17 protein-coding genes and 1 other RNA gene are annotated in these 23,718 nt (G+C 35.1%); 2 read left to right on the top strand and 16 right to left on the bottom strand.

The window, feature by feature from the left end:
* Positions 1-5: 5 nt before the first annotated feature.
* The 14 genes from ACE1TG_RS18360 to secG form a co-directional block, all read right to left on the bottom strand.
* The gene (locus tag ACE1TG_RS18360) at positions 6-1,331 is read right to left on the bottom strand and encodes an extracellular solute-binding protein (protein WP_375053863.1); all 1,326 of its coding nucleotides are present in this window, start codon (positions 1,329-1,331) and stop codon (positions 6-8) included.
* Between the two features lie 187 nt (positions 1,332-1,518).
* Positions 1,519-1,596: a DUF2961 domain-containing protein gene (locus ACE1TG_RS18365; protein WP_375053879.1), complete on the bottom strand. Its 78-nt coding sequence runs from the start codon at positions 1,594-1,596 to the stop codon at positions 1,519-1,521.
* A gap of 530 nt (positions 1,597-2,126) precedes the next feature.
* Positions 2,127-3,149, bottom strand: a complete 1,023-nt coding sequence (locus ACE1TG_RS18370; protein WP_375053864.1) for a LacI family DNA-binding transcriptional regulator — start codon at positions 3,147-3,149, stop codon at positions 2,127-2,129.
* 729 nt (positions 3,150-3,878) lie between these two features.
* A complete protein-coding gene (locus tag ACE1TG_RS18375) occupies positions 3,879-7,292 on the bottom strand; it encodes an AAA family ATPase (RefSeq protein ID WP_375053865.1) in 3,414 nt (1,137 codons plus the stop codon).
* A 1,215-nt stretch (positions 7,293-8,507) separates the two neighbouring features.
* On the bottom strand, positions 8,508-8,864 hold the full coding sequence (locus ACE1TG_RS18380; RefSeq protein ID WP_375053880.1) for a PIN domain-containing protein: 357 nt from the start codon (positions 8,862-8,864) through the stop codon (positions 8,508-8,510).
* Between the two features lie 700 nt (positions 8,865-9,564).
* Positions 9,565-10,386: a hypothetical protein gene (locus tag ACE1TG_RS18385; protein WP_375053866.1), complete on the bottom strand. Its 822-nt coding sequence runs from the start codon at positions 10,384-10,386 to the stop codon at positions 9,565-9,567.
* Positions 10,387-10,439: 53 nt separating this feature from the next.
* Positions 10,440-11,390: a hypothetical protein gene (locus ACE1TG_RS18390; RefSeq protein WP_375053867.1), complete on the bottom strand. Its 951-nt coding sequence runs from the start codon at positions 11,388-11,390 to the stop codon at positions 10,440-10,442.
* Complete coding sequence (locus tag ACE1TG_RS18395) at positions 11,383-11,592, bottom strand: hypothetical protein (protein WP_375053868.1); 210 nt, start codon at positions 11,590-11,592, stop codon at positions 11,383-11,385. The genes ACE1TG_RS18390 and ACE1TG_RS18395 overlap by 8 nt, the downstream gene beginning before the upstream one ends.
* A gap of 1,029 nt (positions 11,593-12,621) precedes the next feature.
* Positions 12,622-12,964: a transfer-messenger RNA gene (gene ssrA / locus ACE1TG_RS18400) on the bottom strand.
* Between the two features lie 122 nt (positions 12,965-13,086).
* A complete protein-coding gene (smpB, locus tag ACE1TG_RS18405; RefSeq protein ID WP_375053869.1) occupies positions 13,087-13,551 on the bottom strand; it encodes an SsrA-binding protein SmpB in 465 nt (154 codons plus the stop codon).
* A 114-nt stretch (positions 13,552-13,665) separates the two neighbouring features.
* Positions 13,666-14,475, bottom strand: coding sequence for a zinc transporter ZupT (gene zupT, locus ACE1TG_RS18410; protein ID WP_375053870.1), 810 nt, complete (start codon positions 14,473-14,475; stop codon positions 13,666-13,668).
* 230 nt (positions 14,476-14,705) lie between these two features.
* Positions 14,706-16,895, bottom strand: coding sequence for a ribonuclease R (gene rnr / locus ACE1TG_RS18415; RefSeq protein WP_375053871.1), 2,190 nt, complete (start codon positions 16,893-16,895; stop codon positions 14,706-14,708).
* 49 nt (positions 16,896-16,944) lie between these two features.
* Positions 16,945-17,691 carry an alpha/beta hydrolase gene (locus ACE1TG_RS18420; protein ID WP_375053872.1) on the bottom strand — a complete coding sequence of 249 codons (747 nt, stop codon included), beginning with the start codon at positions 17,689-17,691 and terminating at the stop codon, positions 16,945-16,947.
* A 158-nt stretch (positions 17,692-17,849) separates the two neighbouring features.
* Positions 17,850-18,083 (bottom strand): preprotein translocase subunit SecG, encoded by a 234-nt coding sequence (secG, locus tag ACE1TG_RS18425; RefSeq protein WP_375053873.1) that lies wholly within the window; start codon positions 18,081-18,083, stop codon positions 17,850-17,852.
* A gap of 154 nt (positions 18,084-18,237) precedes the next feature.
* On the opposite strand from secG, the gene ACE1TG_RS18430 reads away from it, so the two are divergent.
* Both ACE1TG_RS18430 and ptsP read left to right on the top strand, forming a co-directional pair.
* Complete coding sequence (locus ACE1TG_RS18430; RefSeq protein WP_375053874.1) at positions 18,238-19,149, top strand: alpha/beta hydrolase; 912 nt, start codon at positions 18,238-18,240, stop codon at positions 19,147-19,149.
* 111 nt (positions 19,150-19,260) lie between these two features.
* Positions 19,261-20,967 carry a phosphoenolpyruvate--protein phosphotransferase gene (gene ptsP / locus ACE1TG_RS18435; protein ID WP_375053875.1) on the top strand — a complete coding sequence of 569 codons (1,707 nt, stop codon included), beginning with the start codon at positions 19,261-19,263 and terminating at the stop codon, positions 20,965-20,967.
* Between the two features lie 271 nt (positions 20,968-21,238).
* On the opposite strand, the gene ACE1TG_RS18440 is transcribed toward ptsP, so the two are convergent.
* Positions 21,239-21,826: a nitroreductase family protein gene (locus ACE1TG_RS18440; protein ID WP_375053876.1), complete on the bottom strand. Its 588-nt coding sequence runs from the start codon at positions 21,824-21,826 to the stop codon at positions 21,239-21,241.
* Between the two features lie 9 nt (positions 21,827-21,835).
* Positions 21,836-22,792, bottom strand: coding sequence for a nucleoside hydrolase (locus ACE1TG_RS18445; protein WP_375053877.1), 957 nt, complete (start codon positions 22,790-22,792; stop codon positions 21,836-21,838).
* Positions 22,793-23,718 lie beyond the last annotated feature (926 nt).

The following is a 23,718-nucleotide window of genomic DNA, read 5'->3' on the forward strand; positions in this document are numbered from 1 at the left end:
TATGTTTAATTTACAATTCCTTCAATCACTTCTTTAGCTTCATCTAAGGCTTCTTGAGCAGTCATTTGTCCTCCTAGTACTTTTTGTACCGCTGGAATTAGAGCTTCACTTTCAATTTCTTGCCATTGATCAGTTGATGGTCTGTTTTGTGTTTGCGCTGCTTTTAATGTTTTAGCTAACGGCGTCAAATGTGAATACTTCTCTTCTTTACCATACTCCTCAAACACAGATTGTCTTGCGGCTACACCTAACGCATCTGCATACAGCTCATTTTTCTCATACATAAACTTCAGATATTCTTTTGCCATATCCTTCTTAGTTGACGAAGCTGGAATAACTTGATACCAAGGTCCTGGCACAACGCCAATTCCCGCTTGACCTGCAATCATTGGTGCAGCCCCAACTTTTCCAGCTACACCAGACGTATTGGGGTCATTTGCCGGCACATAGAAATGTCCCCAAGCTAACATCATTGCTAAGTTTCCATTATAAAATAACTCAGCAGTCTCAGCTGAAGCCGTTTCCAAAGTATTTTCTGGAACAATTCCATCCGTTGAAACTAAATCATTCAACATATTTAATGCCGCAACATGATATTGGTCATTAACAACTACTTCTCCATTACCATCCAATACCAAATTATCTGCTCCAGCTTGTGACACGTGGTCTAACCAACTTGCCACTGAGTCACCCGAACTTGCACCAAAAACAGTTGTTCCATAAAGCTCTGGGTAATCTTCATTATTGCCAAAAAATCTTGCGACATCTTTATATTGTTGCCAATTCGTTGGTGGCGCTAATTCATAGCCGAATTCAGCTTCAAATTTACTTTTATTGTTTTCGTCTTCAAATAGATCTTTTCTATATAATAATATTTTGGAGTTTGTCCATGTTGGTAGTCCATAAACGTTACCTTCAATTGTTGATCCCTCAATTAAACCTGGAAATAGGTCTCCGCTCATTTCATCTGTTACGATTTCCTGAATAGGTTCTAATCCTTTATATAGTGCTGGAAGCCAAATTGTATCAATGGTTGCAACATCAAATGCGCCTGCACCTGTTGTTAATTCTGTTCTCATTCGATCATACACACCTGTATATGGTACAGATTCGATAATCACTTCATAACCTGTTTCTTCTTTAAAAGAATCTTTTGTTTCTTCAGCAACTTTCTCTGCTGGGCTTCCACCTTCAACCAGTACCGTTAAAGTTTTATCATTATCACCCTCTCCACTGTCAGCGCTTTCATTTGAAGTATTATTATCGTCACATGCTGATAACAACATTCCAATAACTAAAAAGCTAATTAGAAATAATAATTTTTTATTCATACAATTAACCTCCCAAAATATATTTATTTTTCATGACCATTTTCAATTGTAGCTTTAATAGATTTTGTAAATCTAAAGGGTCTTCTATATAAAATCTGAATAAACTCCACTTACCAAAATGCTCTTGTACATCACTTCCTATTGAGATACCATGATAAGGTCCATCATATTCTCCACTTGGAAATCCTCATGCAGTATTAAAATAATCCTCAGTTCCAGCTCCGTGGAATAATGGTAGCCATACCTCCCCATCAATAAAGAACATATCTTTCCTTCAGCGTCTAGAATCACATTGTAAAATAACAATTCATTGCTGCTACATGGGTCCCTTTGGTTCTCTTTTTTTTACCAGATACCATACTTATTGGCAAAAACACGAAAAGTTTACTAACTCCATAACCGATTTTAAAAAAATCTCATAAAGGAACTCTAACACTTGGATTCTTTTCGTTATCCCAATAAATCTCTATTACTACTTTTCTTAGATATTGAGGTGAATAACATCATGTTGTCATCCAAATATGCTTAAATATTCCAGGTCCTTTCAAATAATAAACTTCATAAGAACCTCCTGTTGTAACCACCCGAAAACCCCTATTACCTCCTTATCAATCATAACTTGTTTCTTTTAAAGTTCTAGCGTCCTAAATAATTGGTAATCCTCCCAACGGACAATTTGGTTTTCATACAATCATTCGTATCAACCTCCTAAAATTATATATATTAAAAAGCAAAGAGCCTTTTAAATATTATATTAATCGATTACGTAATCGATTAAGTATATAATAAAAAAAATTATATAGATTTTCTGGCTTTTAGATGAGCTTTCAATTTGATATGAAAAGCCTCTTTTTTATCCTTATTATTAATGCGATTCAAAATACAATCCGCAGCTTTAAATCCGATATCAAACGCTGGTTGGTTTACTACTGATAATGGTGGTGTAGTTATTTTAGTCCAATCGTAGTTATCATATCCAATAACAGCTATATCGTCTGGCATTTGTAAACCATTATCTTGAATGCATTTAACGGAACCCATCGTCATTATATTATTTGCAATAAATAAGGCATCAATTTGCTTAGTAATAAGCTTCTCTGTTAGTTCATAACCTGACTGAAAAGAAGAGAGTCCTAATTCAACAAACTTGTCGTTAAACTGTATATTATTATCTTTCAGTGCTTGTTTGTATCCTTCAAATCTTTCATTTGTAGTTGTAATTCCTAACTCAGAACTGATAAAACCAATTTTCTTATAGCCAGATGCCACTAATTTCGTCACACCGTCATATGTTCCTTGGAAGTTATCAACCAATACAAAATCACCATCATAATTTATCGGTAACCTATCTATCATAACAATAGGAAATTGATTATCCAATACTTCCTGAATATGGTTGAAATCATCATTCGTTGGTGCCAATATTAATCCATCTACTAGTTGCGTATTAAACATTTTTATTCTTTTTATTTCTTCTTGCATATCTTCTTTAGAGTTACTTAAAATTAAGTTATATCCTTTACTATTTAAATTCGTCTCAATCCCTTCAGCAATTGACATAAAAAATGATTTTGATGTATCATCTTTTTTTACAGGGATTAAAAAACCTATTGTATTGGTCTTCGTACTTCTTAAGCTTCTAGCAGCAGAATTAGGACGATAATCTAGTTCCTCCATTACCTGTACAACTCTTTCAGTAACTTCTGGAGAGACATATCTTGTTCCATTAATCACATGTGATATCGTTGCTGTTGAAACATTAGCTTTTTCAGCAACATCTTTAATTCTTATGTTTTTCTTTGAGTTAACGCTTGCCATATACTCACTTCCAACACCTTTATTGTAATCGTTTACGTAATCGATTAACTAGACATTAACACTTTTTCTTTTTATAGTCAATGCTTTTTCGATCATTCATTTTTTTAATTGAATTAGTTATTACATTATCGTTCTGCAATTGTAGTGCTTTAATCAGTAATAGGTTACACGACATCAGTAGACAAAAGAAAGAGGCTTCTCAAAAGTTTAATCAACTAATGAGAAGCCTTTTTAATATACCTAATGTTAGCATTTTGTTAACAAATTACTTCAAAACCCTTATATATCTAAGGATTGAGCGGTCATCACATCATGCCACCCCTAAGGTGAGAGTATATAATATCGTTAACGAGAGATGCAAAAGTGCGATTAATCAACGTATTGGATGTTTTTGGCTGTAACATCTTTAACGGGGAGCTACTGATTTTCATGGGGTTCCGTTAGCAAAATGTTAGCATTTGTTAGCGTATTGCTTATGTTTTACTTTTAGCATACATCTATGATTAAAGATATTTTTTTAGTATGGTTCTAGTTCTACTCAGGGTAGTTGACATGTTCCCAGAAACAAGCGAAATATAAATCAAATTGTTTTAGGTAAGAACATTTTTTGTAATATAAAATCTACACACTCCACGTGGGTTTGAATATCCAAACAAACAACAATTGTTACAGAAGCATCGTGTTTGCTGTTTCTCGGAATAAATCAACGTCCTAAACAAGCAAAACTATTTAATTTTCATTAACCCAAGAAATAATTTTGTTTTCAATTTCTACTGCATCTAGGCTACCATCGAGTCCGTCTTTAGTAATTATCAAGTTCCCTTCTTTTTCGGAAATTCCTGCTTTTTCATAGTTGCCTCGTTTTTCATCCCAGTGTTTTTTATAAGAAGCACTTCCTAACAAACCAAGATGCTCTAAATAAGCTGTACGACCTTGATAACGCAAAGTGAAGTCTGGTATATAAGTTTTCCCTTCAACCGTCAATAATTCCTCATAAGAATATTCGATATCCAATTGATTCAAAATGTTAGCTACAATCACTTCTGATTTAGATCTAACTAATTCTCCACGAATTGTTCTGTGAATCAAACTTTCTTCAAAATAACGTTTTTGCTTATTAGATTCAATTTCTGTGATCTTAGGAATTTCAAATAGGTCTGTATAACGTTGCTTTGTATCTGAGTACCAATCATTCGAATACTGAAATAATTCTTCAACACTTAAATCACTCAAAATAATAAGCTGCTCCTTTTGACGAGAAAAAGCTGTGTACAATAATTCCTTTGATATAAAGGAACTTCGACCGTTAATTACAACAATCGCCTTGCCAAAACCTGATCCTTGAGCCTTATGAACACTCAAAGCATACGCAAGTTCCAACTTTGAATCATTATTGTCTCCACCAAAATCTGATTTTGTATATGAAAACTCTTTACCTTCAAAAGATCCAAACCGAAATTTGTAATACTGTCTATTAGTATCCTTCTTTCCGTACTTCCCCGGGTAAGCAAACATCAATCCAATTTCTCCATTTGCGATATACGCTTTGCCAGGAGAACCATCCCAATAATCTCTATTTTCATTCTTATTTGAAATAACCTTATCACCGTAGACAATATTTTGAACTGATTGTGGTTTATTTTTAGACCAGGGATATTTGTTCCACTGATCAACAATTGCTTGACGATACTTCTGATGAACTTGATTATTTAAATAATAACTTCCTGCCCCTACAAATTTGGTTGGTGATAGTATTTGCCAATCTTCAATAAGATTACTTGTATTATAATTAGTATACTTACCGTTCACCTCTGCACCCAAGCTTTTATTAAATCCAACAAGATCATCTTCATCATTCATCTCTAGGGTTTCAACTAACTGATCAAACAATAATTCTTCAAGTTCATCTGTACCATTATATTGAATGTATTTCAATCTTTCATTCACTTGCTTATTTTTTATTTTATATAATACACCTTTATCCATTTGATCAGCATCTGAAAACAGCTGAGCAAATGATAAATCATCCCCCCCTGAACCTTGTCTCATTTCCGTCTGTAACTTGGCAATATTTTCCGTATAACTATGTTCAAGATGTTTTATTAAATCAACAAATGGCCGCCCTGCTCCAATCGGGGGTAACTGATTAGGATCTCCAACAAATATAATCCTTCGTGCATGAGAGTCAACTAATTTTAGGATACCAGCGAGCATATCTTCAGTTAACATCGAGCTTTCATCAATAATTATAGTTTGTGCAACACTGGTGCTCGGTTTGGTTGGCATTTTATAAGACATCCTATCCCAACTAAATCCATCAGAACGCGTCAAGAATTGTGCAACCGTTACAAACTCTGCATCTACTTTATTTTTCTTAAATGAATTTTCAAGCTGAACCCTTGCTTTTCCTGTTGGAGTCAAAGCTAAGACACCACCTGATTTTATTTCGGTAGAAGAGGAGAGAATACCCAATGCAGCAGTTTTACCAGTTCCTGCCCTTCCAATAAGAACGGATAATCTTGATGACTCTAATATTGTTAATGCCTTTGCTTTTTCTTCACGAGCTTTTCGATCATTTTCCTCATTTCCCTCCTGAAGTTGACCAAATTGTTCATTGATAACTTCTCTCCAATTTTGAGAGTCAGATAACTTACTTTTAAGACGGTTGTTCGTAACTTCTAAAACTAACTCTTTATAATCCTGATATTCTATTAATTTAATATAATTATTTGCCTCATCGACATATAAATCACCGTTTTGTAAATATTCAACAATTCCATCAATTTTTTCCACTGAAAAATCAGTTTTATGATCTAGTGGCAATTTATTGATTAACTCTACAACCTTGTCATAGCTTAAAAATGTATGTCCAATATCCGCAGCTTGTGAAAGAACAAAAATCACCATTGATCTAAATCGTCTTTTATCACCTTTAGTACGCATTTTTGATGGTCCCTTTAAAGGATTACTATTTGTAATCAAACTATTCGGAAACATTGCATTGTCAATTTGGGATATATTAATTTGTTTTTCACCTTTTTCCTTACGGGATAATTCATATAACCGGTAAGGATTTTCAATAATCTCTGTCGGATGATTTTTGTACTTTTTCCAAGCAAATATTGCCTGATCAACTGATAAATTGATTCGTGAAAGTAGGTCAAAATATTTTATTTTATTTTCATCTTTTAAAAGACCGTTAAACTCATCTTCTTTTTCAGCAAGACTATCATCTAGCTGTTCATCACCTATTTCTTTATCACCTGAAAAATAATCAATTAATTCAGTAATCAAATTTGTATATTCAGTATTAATGCACCTTGAAATATCGAATCCATATTTAACACCAAATGCTGACAAAACTGCTCCGAGTCCTGGATAAATGCCACGTTGATTCCAAACATTCTCTAATTGATTTTCTACATAATCAAGTTGGGTATTCACCCAATTACGATTAGCAACTTTCAAGTCCAAATCGGCTATGTTTTTTAAGACAGTTTTAGCTTGATTTAACACGTCAATTGTAGCATCGTAACTAACCCACTCAGCGGCATAAGAGAATTCGTCACGAAAGCCAGTAGGTTCAAATATAGTGACAGTACTTACATCAAAATCCGGATTAGATTTTGCATATTGTACAATTTCAAGGTAAGGCATTAAGAAACCCTGTTTCCCACCTTCTCGAATAGAGTGTCCTGCATTTGTTTCCCAAATATAATTCTTTTCATCACGAGTACCATCAGTATCATACTCATGTATATGAATCGGAGAAATGATATTTCCAATTCCTGCAATAACTCTCCTGTTATTTTCAATAAAAGGAACTTGCTTGTAATATGGAAATATAATAGACTGATTTGATTTTACACCCGAGAAAAAGTAATTAAAAATTCCCTTTTGAGAATCCCCGTGTGAAACCCATGCACTTTTCCAAGTAAGCATCCGCTCAGTTTTTTCCAAATCGAAATAGAAATTATAATACCTAGACTTCTCCTTGGCATTATCTTTCAACGTCCATGAAAATGGTCGTAATAAAAAAGAATATGGTTGAACCTCAAATTCCGTCTCTTCAAAATGCTTAAATTTCTCGTTACCTTTTTTGTATGGATGATTTAATTTTAAAGAAAGCTTCGTTTTACTCATAAATGCAGCATTTTCGGTAATCCAATGCTGCATTTCCAGGGGACCTACCTCAAGGTAACCCTTTCCTTTATTCATATCCTCAAATTCTAAATCCCTTGATGAAGCAATATTGGGAATCACCTGACTTGCAACATTATTTTTAGGTTTATCGTCAATCTTCCCTGTAAACCCATTATCCTTCCAAGGTATTCTCGTTGAAAAATGTTGGACGTATTTTGTATTTCTGGGTTTTTGATTAGTCATTTAGCTCAGCCCTTCTTAAAATATCACTTTGATTCAATACTCATAAACACATTATTGCACTACTACAACGAAGAAAAGTAGTCTTACACTTTTTCTCCATGCAGACTTCTCTTCTACACTACCTCTGTGACACTCATCTATTACATTTAAATCAAAGAAGTGCGGTTAAACTTTCTACCTCATTCAACTGCGCAATAAAAAATAAAAACAGTTCCATGTATTTCTAGGCTGTCAGCATCTTTGTGTAATGATTGATATCCGAAACGTTGATCATCCTATATAGTTCATTTATTGTGGGTTTTTAGGTATTCTTGTCCCTAAGTTGAGAGTGTGTAATACCTTTAACATGGTGTGAGTAGTGTGCGGTATATCAAGGTTTTCTAATTTCTTACTGTAACATCTTTAACAGGGATTTATTGTTTTTCACTGGATTGCAGTAGCAAAATGTTAGCATTTTTTCTTTGTAATCGTCATTAACTATATAGATTGTTTGGAATTTATATTTATTGATTATATAGACCTAAAAGGAACTTTTCCTTATGTACATCTCTATTACAAGGTTCCAATAAAAAGTTTTTAACTAAATCCTCTAGTTCATGGATGTTTGATTCTCTTTTTATTACTTTTAAAACTATTTTCTATAATGTTTATTGCATTAGGATTTAATCGCTTTTTCATATAACCTATATATTTCCACTCTAATAATATGCATATATACTCTTATTAATTCTAAGTCAGAACACAAATTATTTATTAGTTTTTCAAAATTACTATACGGGGTTCCTTCTTCATAGATTCGTGGAGTCTCTAATAGTTTTTCGACTATTAATTCTAAATCTAATTTAGAACAACATGAGAAATATTTGTTTCCACTAATTCTTTTAAAGTCTCTAGATATTCTATTATTTCGTTACTGTTGTTTTTGTAATAGAACCCTAACAGAGAAACTGTATTACCAGTGTTCATTTCCCATTAACATATATTTTTAACAGTTTTTCTGATAAATAAGTCATCAGAGATTAAAACAGCACTTTTTTCTGAAGCTAACATAATCGTTTCAAAATCAGGAATCAAATTTTTAGGAATTAGATCTGGAACCTCTATATCATCAATTATATTACAATCGTTAAGACAAACTAGAATACTTCTCCAGAATTCAACTTCATTTTTCTTTTCTTCATCTGTAAAGTGATGCATTTTAGGGGTTCCATCTTCTACTAAATACATTGTTCCTTTCACATTTTCTGATGCTCTAGATTTTTCAAAATTTGTCTTAACCATTTCGAAAATACTTTTCGGAATGTATATCTTCTCATTATTTGTTTTAATGACCTATAGTCTATTCAAAAGGTTAAGTACAATTATAGAAGAATAATGTAAAACAAAAGTAATATCAGATTTTACATAAAACAAAGTGTTAATAGCACCTGTATTTAAAATCTTTGATTTGTCGAACAACAAATTACTGATTAATTGATGGTACTTTGAGAAATCATAATTTACAACACTACATAGTGGAGTAACCTGTTATCCTTTGTTTTTACAGTCTGTCTATTCCGTATCATAGAATCATCTTTTGACATATCATTTGTAATCTTTATTACTTTATTGACAATAAAAAAAGAAATTATAAGCGAGAGAATTGATGTACACTTGCAATAATATTAAATATCTCCATTATTAACCACCTCTTAAAGTTCCTTATAATGTAATTCAATTAATTATGACACAATCTAACATTATATAAAAATATGTATTTGGATTATATTGTATCATTTTTTAAATTATTAGACATTTTTGTTTAACCATTAAAAAGGATTTGGATGATTAAACAACGGAAATGTTATTTCTTCATGTGACAAGAGATGAAAGAAGAAGCATCTCACAAGTCGGGTCAACTTATGAAAATCATCTATTAAATTTCTACGATGTTTGGAGCCTAAAATCCAATTGGCAAAATTAGTATCCTAAGATTCTGAAGTATTAGGAAGAGATTTCTCTGGCTTTTAAAGCTATTTAAGCTAGTACTTTATTGATTTGATTTTAAATCATTTTCAATAGGTGTTAGCCTCTTCTCTATACTCTTTATTTTTCTTAATATCTCCTTTTGTTGTTTCTTAACCTCATCATTTTTAAAAAATTCAAAATGAGATCCAATATTTTTGTTTAATTTATCCAGTTCTTCATGTATCTGTTCTAATGATTGTTGTTGATTGATAAGCTCGTTATTTTCTTTTTCATCCCCATTAAATTGATTAATTAAGAAGATAGTAGAAATAAACATGCCTAGAAGAAAAAAGGTTATTATAGAATTTCGTATATGTTCATACGTGCAACTTGCAAAATTATTCAGTTTTAAATTGATTTTATTATTTAGTTCATTATAAGATGATAAAATTAACTTGAATTCTTTATTTCTATCTTCTTCTGCTATACTCGATAAATAGTCTAAATCCTCTGGTGATAACTCATATCGCTGCTTAAGTTCCCCAGCATTTAAGGTTTGTAAAGATAAAATGGAGCCTATAGTCATATAAACCAAACTTAGCAAGAATAATACAACTAAAATTATATTCATTAAATTACTTGTATTTGTTTTTTCGGGAATACTAAATAACAAACTAGCCATACCTAATATTACAGTTATAGAGATAGTAACAATCAGTATGTTGCTTTTTGCTTTTTCTTCTAGAGATCTCCTATAACTTATTATCTTTTCAAAAAATCTAACAGCTTCATCTTTGGTAAGATTATCATATTGCCTCATATATTCAGAACTGAAGTTTTCTTCGTCTAATTTATTTTTTAAGCTTATAATATCTTTATTTATAATTTTGTTAGCTTTTCTCATAAATATAATAGGGAATAGATTATGATACCATCTTCTCTTTAAAGCTCTCACTATCAATCAACTCTTTCTAAATAATCACATATAGATTTAAATATTAATTGATTGGCATTGTCAACCAGCCATGCCCATTCACCAGTAGGATTTACTTCTATAAAATAATATTTATCTCCTGATTTTGCTAAGTCAATTGCACCAAAAGCTAAATCAAATTTTTCTAAGATTTCACGACATTTATTAGCTATATCGAAGGGAATCTCGATTGGAATATAACTTAAACTATATTTATGTAATCTCCAATCACCCTTAATGCCTTTATTTTCTTTTAAAATTTTCACTGCATATATTTCTTTTTTTATTACTGTTACTCTTATATCTACTTTTGGTTCAATATATTCTTGAAGAATAACAGGAGAGGATCGTAAGTTTGATTCTTTAATTTCTCTACCAAAAAGAGCCATTGAATATACAAAAGCCTCATTATCTTCAATCTTAAGAACCGCCGTGTCAAGAGACTTAACAATGTATTTCTTATTGTCCACTAGCTGTACTCCATAAGTTGAATTTAATACGGTAGTATCGGGATAATCAAAACCAATTAATTGTGCATATTTAAGTTGCAATATTTTGTTTTCAGCTTTAAATGTTGAGGTTGGGTTATTAAGCCATCTTACATCTTCAAATATAGACAAGTTTCTAATAAATGATGTCCATTGAGTTCTGTATAATTGTTCTTCTGTTTCTATATTAGTTTGGTATATATCGCGTAAATATATAGGAGCTCTATAATATATAGAAATTAAATCTCTTTCAGTTATCCAATAATCTCTATCTTTTATGTTAACGAATAAAGAGGTATCTTTAACTTCTAATCTTATGTTGTATTTATCAAATTCATCTCTATTTAACCTTAAATAAGGTATTTTCCTTGCCTCTAATTCAACACAAACATAATCAGTTGTAAAATCTAGGCTGTTAGAAATGATTAGTACACTGGGATTATTCACCTTTTTGATCCTCTCCTGTTTCTACATCGGCTTTTTTAGTCTGTGGTTTTGGTCGACGTTTATCCATAACATAAGGGAGAAAATCCCTATCACTAACCCAATATCCAGATTCCTCATTATACGTATATCCTTCTAATTTAGGCTTCTCTTTGGGTTTTGGATAAATAAATGCCTTTTGGATAAGCAAATGTTTCTTGTTCAATGTAATCCCCTCCATAAAATTTCTTGATTTCCCTTTGATATATTGACAATTATTTCAAACATCTAAAATAATAACAAGAAAACACTCTTTCAGTAGAACTTTCTAAATCAGTAAAAGAACGGTTACTCGCAAAAGCGAAAGTAGTTCTAGAAAACATAAAAAATCTTATTGAACAAAACTGCCGATAGAACACACGATGTGAACAGCCATTTAACTGAAGAAATGCAATAAATAGAGGCCTCCCAAAAGTTTGGTAAACTAATGAGAAGCCTCAAGTAATATTCATAATGTTAGCATTTTTTCAAAACCTTTATATATCAAGGGTTCGAGGGGGTAGATTACATTATGCCGGCCATTTAATAACCAATAAAAATAGATACGAAAAACCCAACATTTATAATTATTTTCATATAAAAAAGTGTAAGATTGTTAATTCAGTCCTTTTGAAACTGTATTTCTAAATAGCCAGTTGTGCCTATAACTAAAATTCAGCCAACTTTTAATTATTTTTCGAATAAACCTTTCCTTCGCTTTTTTTGGTTAATATGACACTATATCTAAACGAATTAATTATAAAATAAGATTTGTTTTATTGACCTGTCTTTTAGCTCTTGTATATAAAGCATATTTTTTAAGCATAAGATTTTCATTATAAATTTTATGCTTAAAGATGTAATAATAATATTGATATGCTTTAAATCACAAGACATAAAAAAACCACCAAATATGTATTGGTGGAGACGGTGGGACGTGCTCTTCCATGCTTTCGACATGGCACTGACTATATCTTGAACCTAATTCTTATTAGGCTCTCCGGCGTCTTATGTGAAATGTATTTTTACCTTTATCAGGTGATATTCCACATCCTAGTACTACCATAAAAATGGCAGCCTATAAGTCGATACACGGCTGTTGGATTACTCCACACACCGCTCGGTATTGCCGTATTGCTTTGTTATAAAGCAACTTAGGTTTCACCGATAAAGCCGGATTTTCACTTTTGTGTTACCACAAAAGGCGACTATTTACTAATCGAACCCACGTCCAGAGATATCGCCACTCAGGCTTCTACGAGTGTAGTTGGTATATTCTCATTCACTAGCACGTCAGCCTACCAACAGGCTTCCGTGTAGCTAGTCTGATTAGTTTCAACTATCATCCTCAGACGGTGAATGACAGTGTAGCCCGCTTCATTTGAGACCCTTCAATCTGCCACACGGGCGATAGCAGGAAGGATCGCTTTAGCAGTGCTTAGGCAGCTGCTAGAGCTGGTGAATTGTTTTCTTCGCCAGTTATATTTAGGCAATTAACGTTTTACGAGCCGTAACCTCGACGCGCGACCTGAGCTCAATCTATCCCTGTCGAATCCGTAACGTCCCCATTTAAAGGAGAATCGCTTGGAATAGAACGAGCAATTATCTAATTTGATGTCGTTTATCTAACGACAATTCTTATTATACCATAATCAACGCTAAAATCAAGCCCTGGAAGGTTTTACCTCATGTTGTCCTTGATAGCACGATCAACATCACGTTTCATCTGTTTGCGTTTCAAATCCTCACGTTTGTCATATTTCTTTTTCCCTTTTCCAAGCCCAAGTAATACTTTGGCAACGCCGTTTTTGATATAAATTTTTAAAGGAACAAGTGCATATCCTTGCTGTTGTGTTAACCCAATCAATTTATCAATTTCCTTACGGTGTAAAAGCAACTTACGAGTCCGTGTTGGATCATGATTATACCTATTCCCCTGTTCATATGTTGCGATATGCAAATTAATCAGTTTTACTTCACCACGGTCAATTCTCGCGTGGGAATCCTTAATATTGACTCGGCCGGCACGAATTGACTTGATCTCCGTTCCTTGTAAGACAATCCCTGCTTCATACGTATCTTCTATAAAATAATCGTGTGACGCTCTTCTGTTTTTAGCTATTTCGTTTCCTTTTCCCTTTGGCATACCGTGCTTCCTCCTACTGCTTGCGTGAACCTTATTTTATCAAACTATCTGTTATTATTCCAATTGTTTAAAGAGGCGAGAAAAAAATTAGGGCTGTTGGAACAGCCCCCACAGCTATAATATCAATAATAAACTAACTGCCATTACTCCCATTCCACTAATTAATCCATAAATTGAAACATGTGCTTCATCATACTTCTTTGCTGCAGGCAATAGTTCATCAAGCGAGATAAATACCATAATTCCCGCTACGCCAGCAAAGATAACACCAAATGTAATATCACTCAAAAACGGCATAAGAACTAGGAACGCAGCCACAGCTCCGATCGGCTCCGCCAATCCTGACAAAAAAGATAACCGAAATGCCTTTTTCTTGTCATTCGTTGCATAATAAATTGGGACTGACACTGCTATCCCTTCTGGTATGTTATGAATGGCGACCGCAATTGCAATAGCCAAACCCAACCCTGGGTCCTGTAAAGTAGATACAAATGTAGCTATCCCCTCTGGAAAGTTATGAATTCCGATTGCCAGAGCAGTGAATACCCCCATTTTAAGCAAGGCAGGATCATTTACAACACTACCATTTTTTCGCATATCTTCAATTTTCTTTAATTCATGCGGATTAGACTGTTTTGGAATGAAACGGTCAATTAATGCAATTAATACAATTCCTGCAAAAAAGGATCCTACTGTAAGCCAGCTTCCACTTTGTTCTCCAAGTTCTCCAACTAATGATTCTTTTGCTTTAACAAAAATATCCACAAACGATACATAAATCATTACGCCTGCCGAAAAGCCTAAGGCAAAAGATAAAAATTTTGTGTTCGTCGTTTTTGCAAAGAATGCCAACAAACTTCCTATACCTGTTGCCAGACCCGCAAAAAGCGTAAATAGAAATGCTAATATTAGATCATGTGACATTCAGCTTTTCTCCCTCTTTGTTGTCCGAATTAATAAATGTTTACCTAAGGAAACATTTATAGTAACAGTTACATTTTATTCTATTGGTGAACAAAATGCAACCAGAATTGTTCGACTAGTAACCCCGGCATTCGACATTCCTTTATCGTCAAAGTTTAACAGCCAAAAAAAGACTGATACGGTGCAACATTCTGCCCCCTATCAGTCTTCAATCAATCAGCGAATACCCCTTACTTTTTCGCCTTTTTAGCTTTAATTTTTTTCTTGTTTTTCTGAGGTTGCTGTGGCTGGCTTGTGGCCAATTCAAAATCAATAATCCGCTCGTCCAGATTAACTTTTACAACACGGACTTCGACTTCTTCACCTATTTTATAGATGTTCCCTGTTCGTTCACCAATCATGGCATAATTTCGGTCGTCATAATGATAGTAATCATCGGTTAGATTACTAACGTGCACAAGTCCTTCAATGGTATTTTCCAATTCAACAAACAAGCCGAAATTCGTAACTGAACTTATGACACCAGTATATTCCTCGCCAACTTTGTCCTGCATATACTCTGCTTTCTTAAGATCATCCGTTTCCCGCTCGGCATCGACTGCTGCTCGCTCTCTTCCAGATGTGTGACGAGCAATTTCCGGCATGGAATCCTTCCAGTGTTTAGTTGTTTTCGCATCGAGTTTCTTTTCAATCAAGTATGTTCGGATTAACCGATGTACAATCAGATCCGGGTAACGTCGGATTGGTGATGTGAAATGCGTATAGAAATCAGTAGCTAACCCAAAATGTCCAATACTTTGCGGATCATATTTTGCTTGCTGCATGGATCGCAGCATAAGTTTTGACACAATCATTTCCTCTGGCTTATCTTTCACTTCCTCGATAACTTTTTGCAGTGCTTGTGGATGAATTTCATTTGCCGTTCCTTTTACGACATAACCTAGCCCGGCAATAAATTCGAAAAAGTGCTGGAGTTTTCCTTCATTAGGATCTTCATGAATCCGATGAATAAACGGCACATCCATCCAGTGGAAATGTTCAGCAATTGTCTCGTTTGCTGCCAGCATAAACTCTTCAATCAATCGTTCCGCTACTGAACGCTCACGTAAAACGACATCACTTGGCTTTCCGCTTTCATCTACTAGTACTTGAGATTCTTTGAAATCAAAGTCAATAGCACCACGGTTAAATCGTTTACCACGCAGTATTGCTGCAAGTTGCTCCATCTGTTCAAACATTGGGACGAGTGTGCTGTATTTAACTCGAACTTCCTCATCCTGATCGACCAATATTTTATTAACATCACTGTACGTCATACGTGCATTCGTTTTAATAACACTTTGGAAAATTTCATGATTTACGATTTCACCGGCACCCGTGATTTCCATCTCACAGCCAAGTGTAAGCCTGTCCACTTGCGGATTTAACGAACAAATTCCATTCGATAACCGATGCGGGATCATTGGAATTACACGATCAACCAAATAAACACTTGTTCCGCGCTCAAACGCTTCTTTATCAATAGGCGAATTCTGTCCAACGTAATAACTTACGTCAGCAATATATACACCAAGCTTATAGTTGCCATTATCCAACTTCTTGACAGTTACAGCATCATCCAAATCCTTGGCATCTGCTCCATCAATTGTGACAATGACTTCATCACGAAGATCACGTCGGTTTTCCAGTTCTGTTTCATCAATTTCTTCAGGTGTATTTGCAGCCTGATCAAGCACTTCCTCTGGAAAATCTATCTTGATTCCATGCTTATGAATGATTGATATAATATCAATTCCGGGATCGCTCTTGTGACCAAGGATTTGAATAATTTCACCCTCAGCACTTTTCCTGCCTTCCGGATACTTCGTAATATGTGCGATAACTTTATGCCCTGTGACAGCACCATTTGTCATGCTTTTCGGTATGAAAATATCATTCGGAATCCGTTTATCATCAGCAATTACAAAACCAAAAGATTTATTGTCTTCAAACGTACCAACTACTGCATGCGTTGCACGTTCCAGAACACGAATTACCGTCCCTTCCGGCCTATTACCATCATCATTTTTCTTTTCCAATCTTACGAGCACTTTATCATTATTCATTGCTGATGCTAGATCAGAGTGATGGATGTAAACGTCTGTTTGTCCCTCATCATCTGGTATTAGAAACGCAAATCCCTTTGCATGCATCTGAATTCTGCCGCGGACCAGGTTCATTTTTTCCGGCAGTCCAAACCGATTTTTACGTGTTCGAACTAGTTCACCAGTTTCCTCCAGTTCATTCAACGCTTTTACTAATTCCTTAAAATCATCTGATCCTTTTAGGTCCAATGAATCTTCCAATTCATCAACAGCTAAAGGCTTTTCCCTATGTTCGTTAAAAAAATCTCGTAAACGCTCTTTTATCGTTTCGTTCATATGCTCACCTTCTTTCTTTAGTATTGTTAACTTTTTGACCAAATTATAATCATTCGTTCCAATCAAGTGATTCTAAAAATTGAAATACATCCTCATGAAGCTGTTCTTTTTCCTTGTCCATTGTAATAACATGGCCTGATTCTTCGTACCACTTAATATCTTTTTGATCTGCTTCAACGTTCTCAAAGATGTATGTAGCACTTTCCTTATTGATCATTTCATCTTGCTGTGCTTGTACGACAAAGGTCGGTGTATAAATAGTATCAATATTGTTTTGTACTTGTGTAATGAGCTCACCAAGATCTTGAAACATACCTTGTGAATTCTCAATTAGTTCTGCTACTTCCTGCTGAATTGCATCAGCATCCTTGCCTTCTAGTTGCTTAAACTCTTTTGCTTTAAATTTGTATCCTTTTGTAAGCTCTTCCTGATTGTCAAAAAACATTGGTGCACACATTGGTATTATCCCTTTAACCTGCTCAGTGTATGCCAGTCTTAACCCTAAAACTCCTCCAAGTGATAATCCAGCGACAGCAATTTCCTTATAGCCGAGCTCCTTCAAATGATTGTAGGCATTTTGAACATCCTCCCACCATTCATCAGCGCTTGCTTTCACTAATTCTTCCGGCTCCTGTCCGTGACCACGGTATATCGGAGCATGGCAGGTGTATCCTTTCTTTTCCAAAAAACGCCCCATCATTCGTACGTCAGCTGAATGTCCTGTAAACCCATGTAATAACAATACCGCACGAGGGCCTGATTCAAACGTAAAAGGTTTTGGAAGTTTAACTTTCATTAGGTAACAACTCCTTAATCTGTTTTGTTTATTCGTGTGATGTTTTGCTCATTTGCACGTTTTTCTGCTAATAAATACCACTTTACTAACCATACCCTATTATTTATCACATTAAAATAAATAAACCCTTATCACATATTTGCGATAAGGGTTATCATTTATTGAAGGACATATGCACTTAGGAAAGCTAGAATAAAAAATAACGTTCCAGTAATCACTGTTCCACGATGCAGGATTAAATCTGCACCACGTGCTTTTTGCTTACCGAAAAGCTGTTCGGCACCACCTGAAATCGCTCCAGACAGTCCTTCACTTTTACCTGACTGTAATAAAACAAGTACAATCATAATAACTGCATCAATAACTAATACTATATTTACGAACTCTACCATTATTCAACGGCACCTCCTGTAACGCACAATTACCTATATGTACTTTAGCATAATCTTCGTTTAGATAGCAAGTGATTTTTGCAAAACTTTGGACGTTTAATGATTTTCATTCTATCATATAAGAATAATAACATTAGGATTGGATGGGTACATAGTGGAAAAATCATTTTGGTTACAAATGCCGGATCATATAGATGTTTATGTTAAGAAATGGTTTGATGAATCAAAAAAGCCAAAAGCCATCGTACAACTCGCACATGGCATGGTAGAACATATTGGCCGTTATAACGAATTTGCTGAATTTTTAGTTGAAAATGACATCTTTGTGTATGGAAATGATCACCGCGGTCACGGTAAAACAGGAGAGAAACAGGGATTATTTGGTTATTTTGCTGATGAAGATGGATTTGAAAAAACGACAAATGATCTGTTACAAATTACATCAGAAATAAAGCGGGAATACCCGAATACACCATTAATTTTACTCGGACACAGTATGGGCTCTTTTCTGGCCAGAAATTATATCCAGGAAAACAGTTCACTTATTAATGGGGTTATTTTATCTGGAACAGGTTACTACCCAAGGGCAACGAGTCAAGCAGCAATGAAAATAGCTTCAACTCTGCCGCCAAAAGAAAAATCAAACACGATGAATACGCTGGCATTCTTTTCTTATAACAAGCGGATAAAACAAAAACGGACTAACATTGATTGGCTGACACGTGATGATGAAATTGTTCAAGCATTCATCGATGACCCGTATTGCGGGTTTATTCCAACTGCAGGGTTCTTCTACGATTTAATGGATGGCATTACTACCATCCACGAACGAAAATTAAACAAGTTCATCCGAAAAGAACTTCCAATGCTGCTGTTGAGCGGAATGGAGGACCCTGTTGGTGATTATGCTAAGGGCGTTTGGAAAACTGCTCACCTCTACAATGAAACAGGGCTTGAAAATATTATGACAATGCTGTATGAGGACGGAAGGCATGAATTATTGAACGAAATTAATCGTGATGAGGTGTATCGGGCTGTTTATCAATGGATTTTGCAACAAATATAAAGTGAAGCCTTTGTGGCGCCGACTGACAATGCTTGAATTGAGAAGGTTATAGGGTATAAAATATAAGGTGGACAAATGAATTTTTTAATTGAAGGGTTGGTTTAATAAATTATGATTCAAGGGATAGCAGCATCAAATGGCATAGCAATTGCAAAAGCATACCAGCTAGTTACACCAGATCTAACATATGAAGCAAAACCGATTGACGATCCGAATATTGAGGTTGAGCGGCTGGAAAAAGCACTGGAAATATCCAAACAGGAATTGGAAAAAATCAAAGCACATACGAAACAGGAAATGGGTGATGAGCATGCAGAAATATTCTCCGCTCATTTGCTGGTTTTAAGTGATCCGGAGCTTATCAATCCTATAAAGGAAAAAATCACTTCGGATAACGTAATGGCTGAAGTTGCCTTAGACGAAACAGCCAATATGTTCATTGACATGTTTAAAAATATGGATAACGAATACATGCGTGAACGTGCAGCCGATATTCAGGATGTTACAAAACGGGTGAAAGCACATTTGCTTGAGGTAACTTTTCCAGATCCTGCATTAATCGATGAAAAAGTTATTGTAATTGCAAACGACCTGACACCTTCTGACACAGCACAGTTAAACAGGGATTTCGTAAAAGGTTTCGTTACAGATGTTGGCGGACGTACATCCCATTCAGCTATTATGGCGCGTTCTCTTGAAATTCCAGCTGTAGTTGGCACAAAGGAAATCACCAGTTCAGCAAACAAGAATGACATAATAATCGTCGATGGGATTGAAGGAAACGTTATTATCAATCCTTCAGATGAAGAGCTCGCAACTTACAAGGAAAAGCAGGAAACTTTTGCAAGACAAAAAGAAGAATGGGCTAAAATGAAAAACGAGCCGACAAAAACATCAGATGGTGAGCAAGTCGAACTAGCTGCCAATATTGGAACACCTGAGGATGTCTCAAGCGTCCTTGACAATGGCGGGGAAGGAATCGGCCTTTACCGTACAGAATTTTTATACATGGGTAAAAGCCAGCTTCCTTCTGAAGATGAACAATATGATGCATACAAATCTGTGCTCGAACAAATGGACGACAAACCAGTCGTTGTTCGAACATTGGATATCGGTGGCGATAAAGAGTTAAGTTATCTTGACTTGCCAGAGGAATTAAACCCGTTCTTAGGCTTTCGTGCCATTCGCTTCTGTTTGGAAAATGAAGATGTCTTTCGTACACAATTACGAGCCTTACTGCGTGCAAGCGTACACGGTAATTTGAAAATTATGTTCCCTATGATTGCCACTCTGGAAGAATTTCGCCAGGCTAAGGCAATACTCGTAGATGAAAAAGATAATCTTAAAAAAGAAGGCATTAGCGTATCGGATCAAATTGAAGTAGGAATTATGGTTGAAATTCCATCCACTGCTGTAATTGCAAAACAGTTTGCCAAAGAAGTGGATTTCTTTAGCATTGGTACAAATGATTTAATACAGTACACGATGGCTGCTGATCGGATGAATGAACGTGTTTCCTATTTATATCAGCCGTATCATCCAGCAATTCTAAACCTGGTAAGCACCGTAATCGATGCTGCGCATAACGAAAACAAATGGGTTGGCATGTGCGGTGAAATGGCCGGAGATCCAATTGCAATTCCAATCTTGCTGGGACTGGGCTTAGATGAATTCAGTATGAGTGCAACATCAATCCTGCAGGCTCGCACACAAATTCACGACCTATCGATAGAGAAACTAGCTTCGTACAAAGATAAGATTTTGTCGATGGGAACAGCAGAGGAAGTTGTGGAGTTTGTTAAGGAGAAAACAGAATAAATCTAATTGTTGATTGCTCGGACCTTGTATTTGGTCCGAGCAATTTTTTGGCAGTAAGAAAGTATAAATACTTTCTTACTGCATAAGTGCAACTAAGGCTTTCGCCATTAAGGATTGGCGACAAGCCAAGTTTTCTAATAAACATAGTTTGATGCCTGGTTCTGGTTGATATATAAAGATTTAGGTCGATATGACATTATTTCCGTCGATATATTCATTTTCCCGTTGATATATCGTGAAGTTAACCATGTCCAACCACCAATAACTTATGTCACTCTGAGATTATCTCCATTTTCTCCTCAATCCGGGTTCGTCCTCTATCCATAGGAACTCGCTTCGGATATCCAATCTGCATGACAGCAGCAACTTTCATTCTTTTACTATCCAAGCCAATATCCTTTACAAATCCCTCATCATGCATGTATGGAGTAATCGTCCAAAGCATACCGACACCATATTCCCACGCAGCTAGCTGTGCGTTCTGAATAAATGCACACACTGCAGCATACTCTTCTTCATAACGTACAGGGTCTTCCTCTTTTTCGAAATATATCAAAGCATGCTGTGGGATTCTCAGTAAAAATTCACGCATAGACGCAATCATTTTTTGAGTTTTTGGATCATCATCTGCCTTAAGCATTCCGATTCGTTGATAACTTGCAATAATCGCATCTACTAAAGCCTGTTTACCTTCCTTTTGAAAAAGCTTAATATTCCAGGGTTCTTTCATATAATGTGTAGGTGCATACGACCCATAAGTGAAAATCTCTTTGAGTATAGCTTCCTCAACTACTTCTTCTTTAAAATTGTGAATGGATCTCCGTTGTTTAATTGCCTGCAAAATATCGATGGGTTTCACCTCACCAGTTTATTCAAATTGCTGCCCCGTCATCACCGTCATAAAATTTGTATAAAATTTCTTATAATTCAGTTCAAACGCAATACGATGCAGCTTCTTCTTCTCTGTTTCTTCTGTAACAGCATAAGGGCGAATATCCGCGATACTTTGCCCTCTAACTACTCCATTTTGTTGTACGATTTGTACTGGCAATGTTTGATAAACTAACATATCCTCATTGATGACCGCCATTAGAGTAAGTACGTCATGCAGCGGGCTCCCTTGAATATTTGGGTTTCGTTCTTTATAAAAATCATAATAATAATCTAATAAAGGTTTAATTACCTTCGTTTCATCAGCCATGTCAATGTAATCAACCATACGGGGAGTTGCAATTGCCTGGGATGTTACGTTCAACGGTATAATCGTAACATTATGAGCATATTTTAACACAATTTGCGCTGCTATAGGATCACCATAAAAGTTTGCTTCTGACACAGCAGTTGCATTCCCTGGAACCCAAAATGCCCCACCCATTATATAAAATTCTTTAACATTCTGCATACGCTGCGGGTATAAAATAAACATAGTAGCGAGGGAAGTTAGTCTTCCAATGTTAACAATGATCAGTTCATCCTGATATTTCTCAATAATGTCGATAATCCCAAAAAAGTTCTCAATAATTTCACCATCTACAACATTTGGAGGAATAATAGGTCCAAGTCCGTATTCTCCATGAATCTCCGGAAAAAATTCCGGTGTCTCACCTGTCATCGGTATTTCAGCTCCACCAAATACTTCTATCTCTACAGAAACATTATAAAGATCTTTAATGTAGTGCACATTTGCTAGAGCCTTTTCCCTTGCGATATTTCCATAGTCGGCAACAACTCCAACCACATCAATCTCATCATTAAAATAGGAATAGATAAGTCCAACCGTATCATCAATGCCAATATCACCAAAGACTAGTACTTTTTGCGCCAACAATACCCCCCCCTTTGTAAATATCTGTTAATTACACCTTATTCCAGTAGGGATTTGTCCTATGTTCAGAACTTTTTCGTTAGAAAACTTGACATTCGTTAAAGGGATTCTTATGAAAGCGACTTTCTTTCTTAGACCCCCTAAAACGCTGGAATGCAAGTCTTAATGGCGAGTACCTTAATAGCACTTATGAAAGTAATTTAAACTTTCTTAGCTAAAAGATGCCACCTTTTCACTATTACAATCGATTATTGTAGTAGAAAGGTGGCATAGATTTTCTAATTTGTTAAACTTTTTAATCCCCGGTTGAACTTGTCCGTCTCCTATTTTTTAAAAAATGCATTCGTTAAGGAAATTCTTTTTGCAAACTTATTCTGCTTTCTAACAAATCCAAGCTACACTTAAAGTTTTTAACCGACATTAGAAAACTTGGCTTATCGCCAAGCTTTAATATAGATAAGCCTTAGTTGCGCTTATGAAGTAAGAAAGGATTTATACTTTTGTATGAAAATACCTCTATAAATTAATCTTTTAGCGGACACAGGAGACGCTATTGCTATATAAAAGTAACTTTCTCGAAGTTATCCGGACACAGAAGCCCTTATTATACATATATCATGGTTATTTAACAGTATTTGTGTGAAATAAGGTCCTTGGTGTCCGCAAACACCACCATTTTCGTGGATTTTTGCCAAATAAGGTCTCTGGTGTCCGCTAACATCAAATTTGCTATATGAAAAATAATTTTCATGATAGATGGTGGCTGCGCATTCAGCAGCCATGGTGGTTTCTTATCTGCCAAAAAAAGGTTCTAAGTCAAATGTTGGGGTGAGCGACTGCTCACTCCTTATTTATGCCACCCTTAGATTCACATTTTTATATTGATGATGTAATAACACCTTTAAACGAAAGCGATCAAATCGCCT

The organism is Virgibacillus sp. JSM 102003 (genome assembly GCF_041949995.1).
Lineage (GTDB): Bacteria > Bacillota > Bacilli > Bacillales > Amphibacillaceae > Lentibacillus.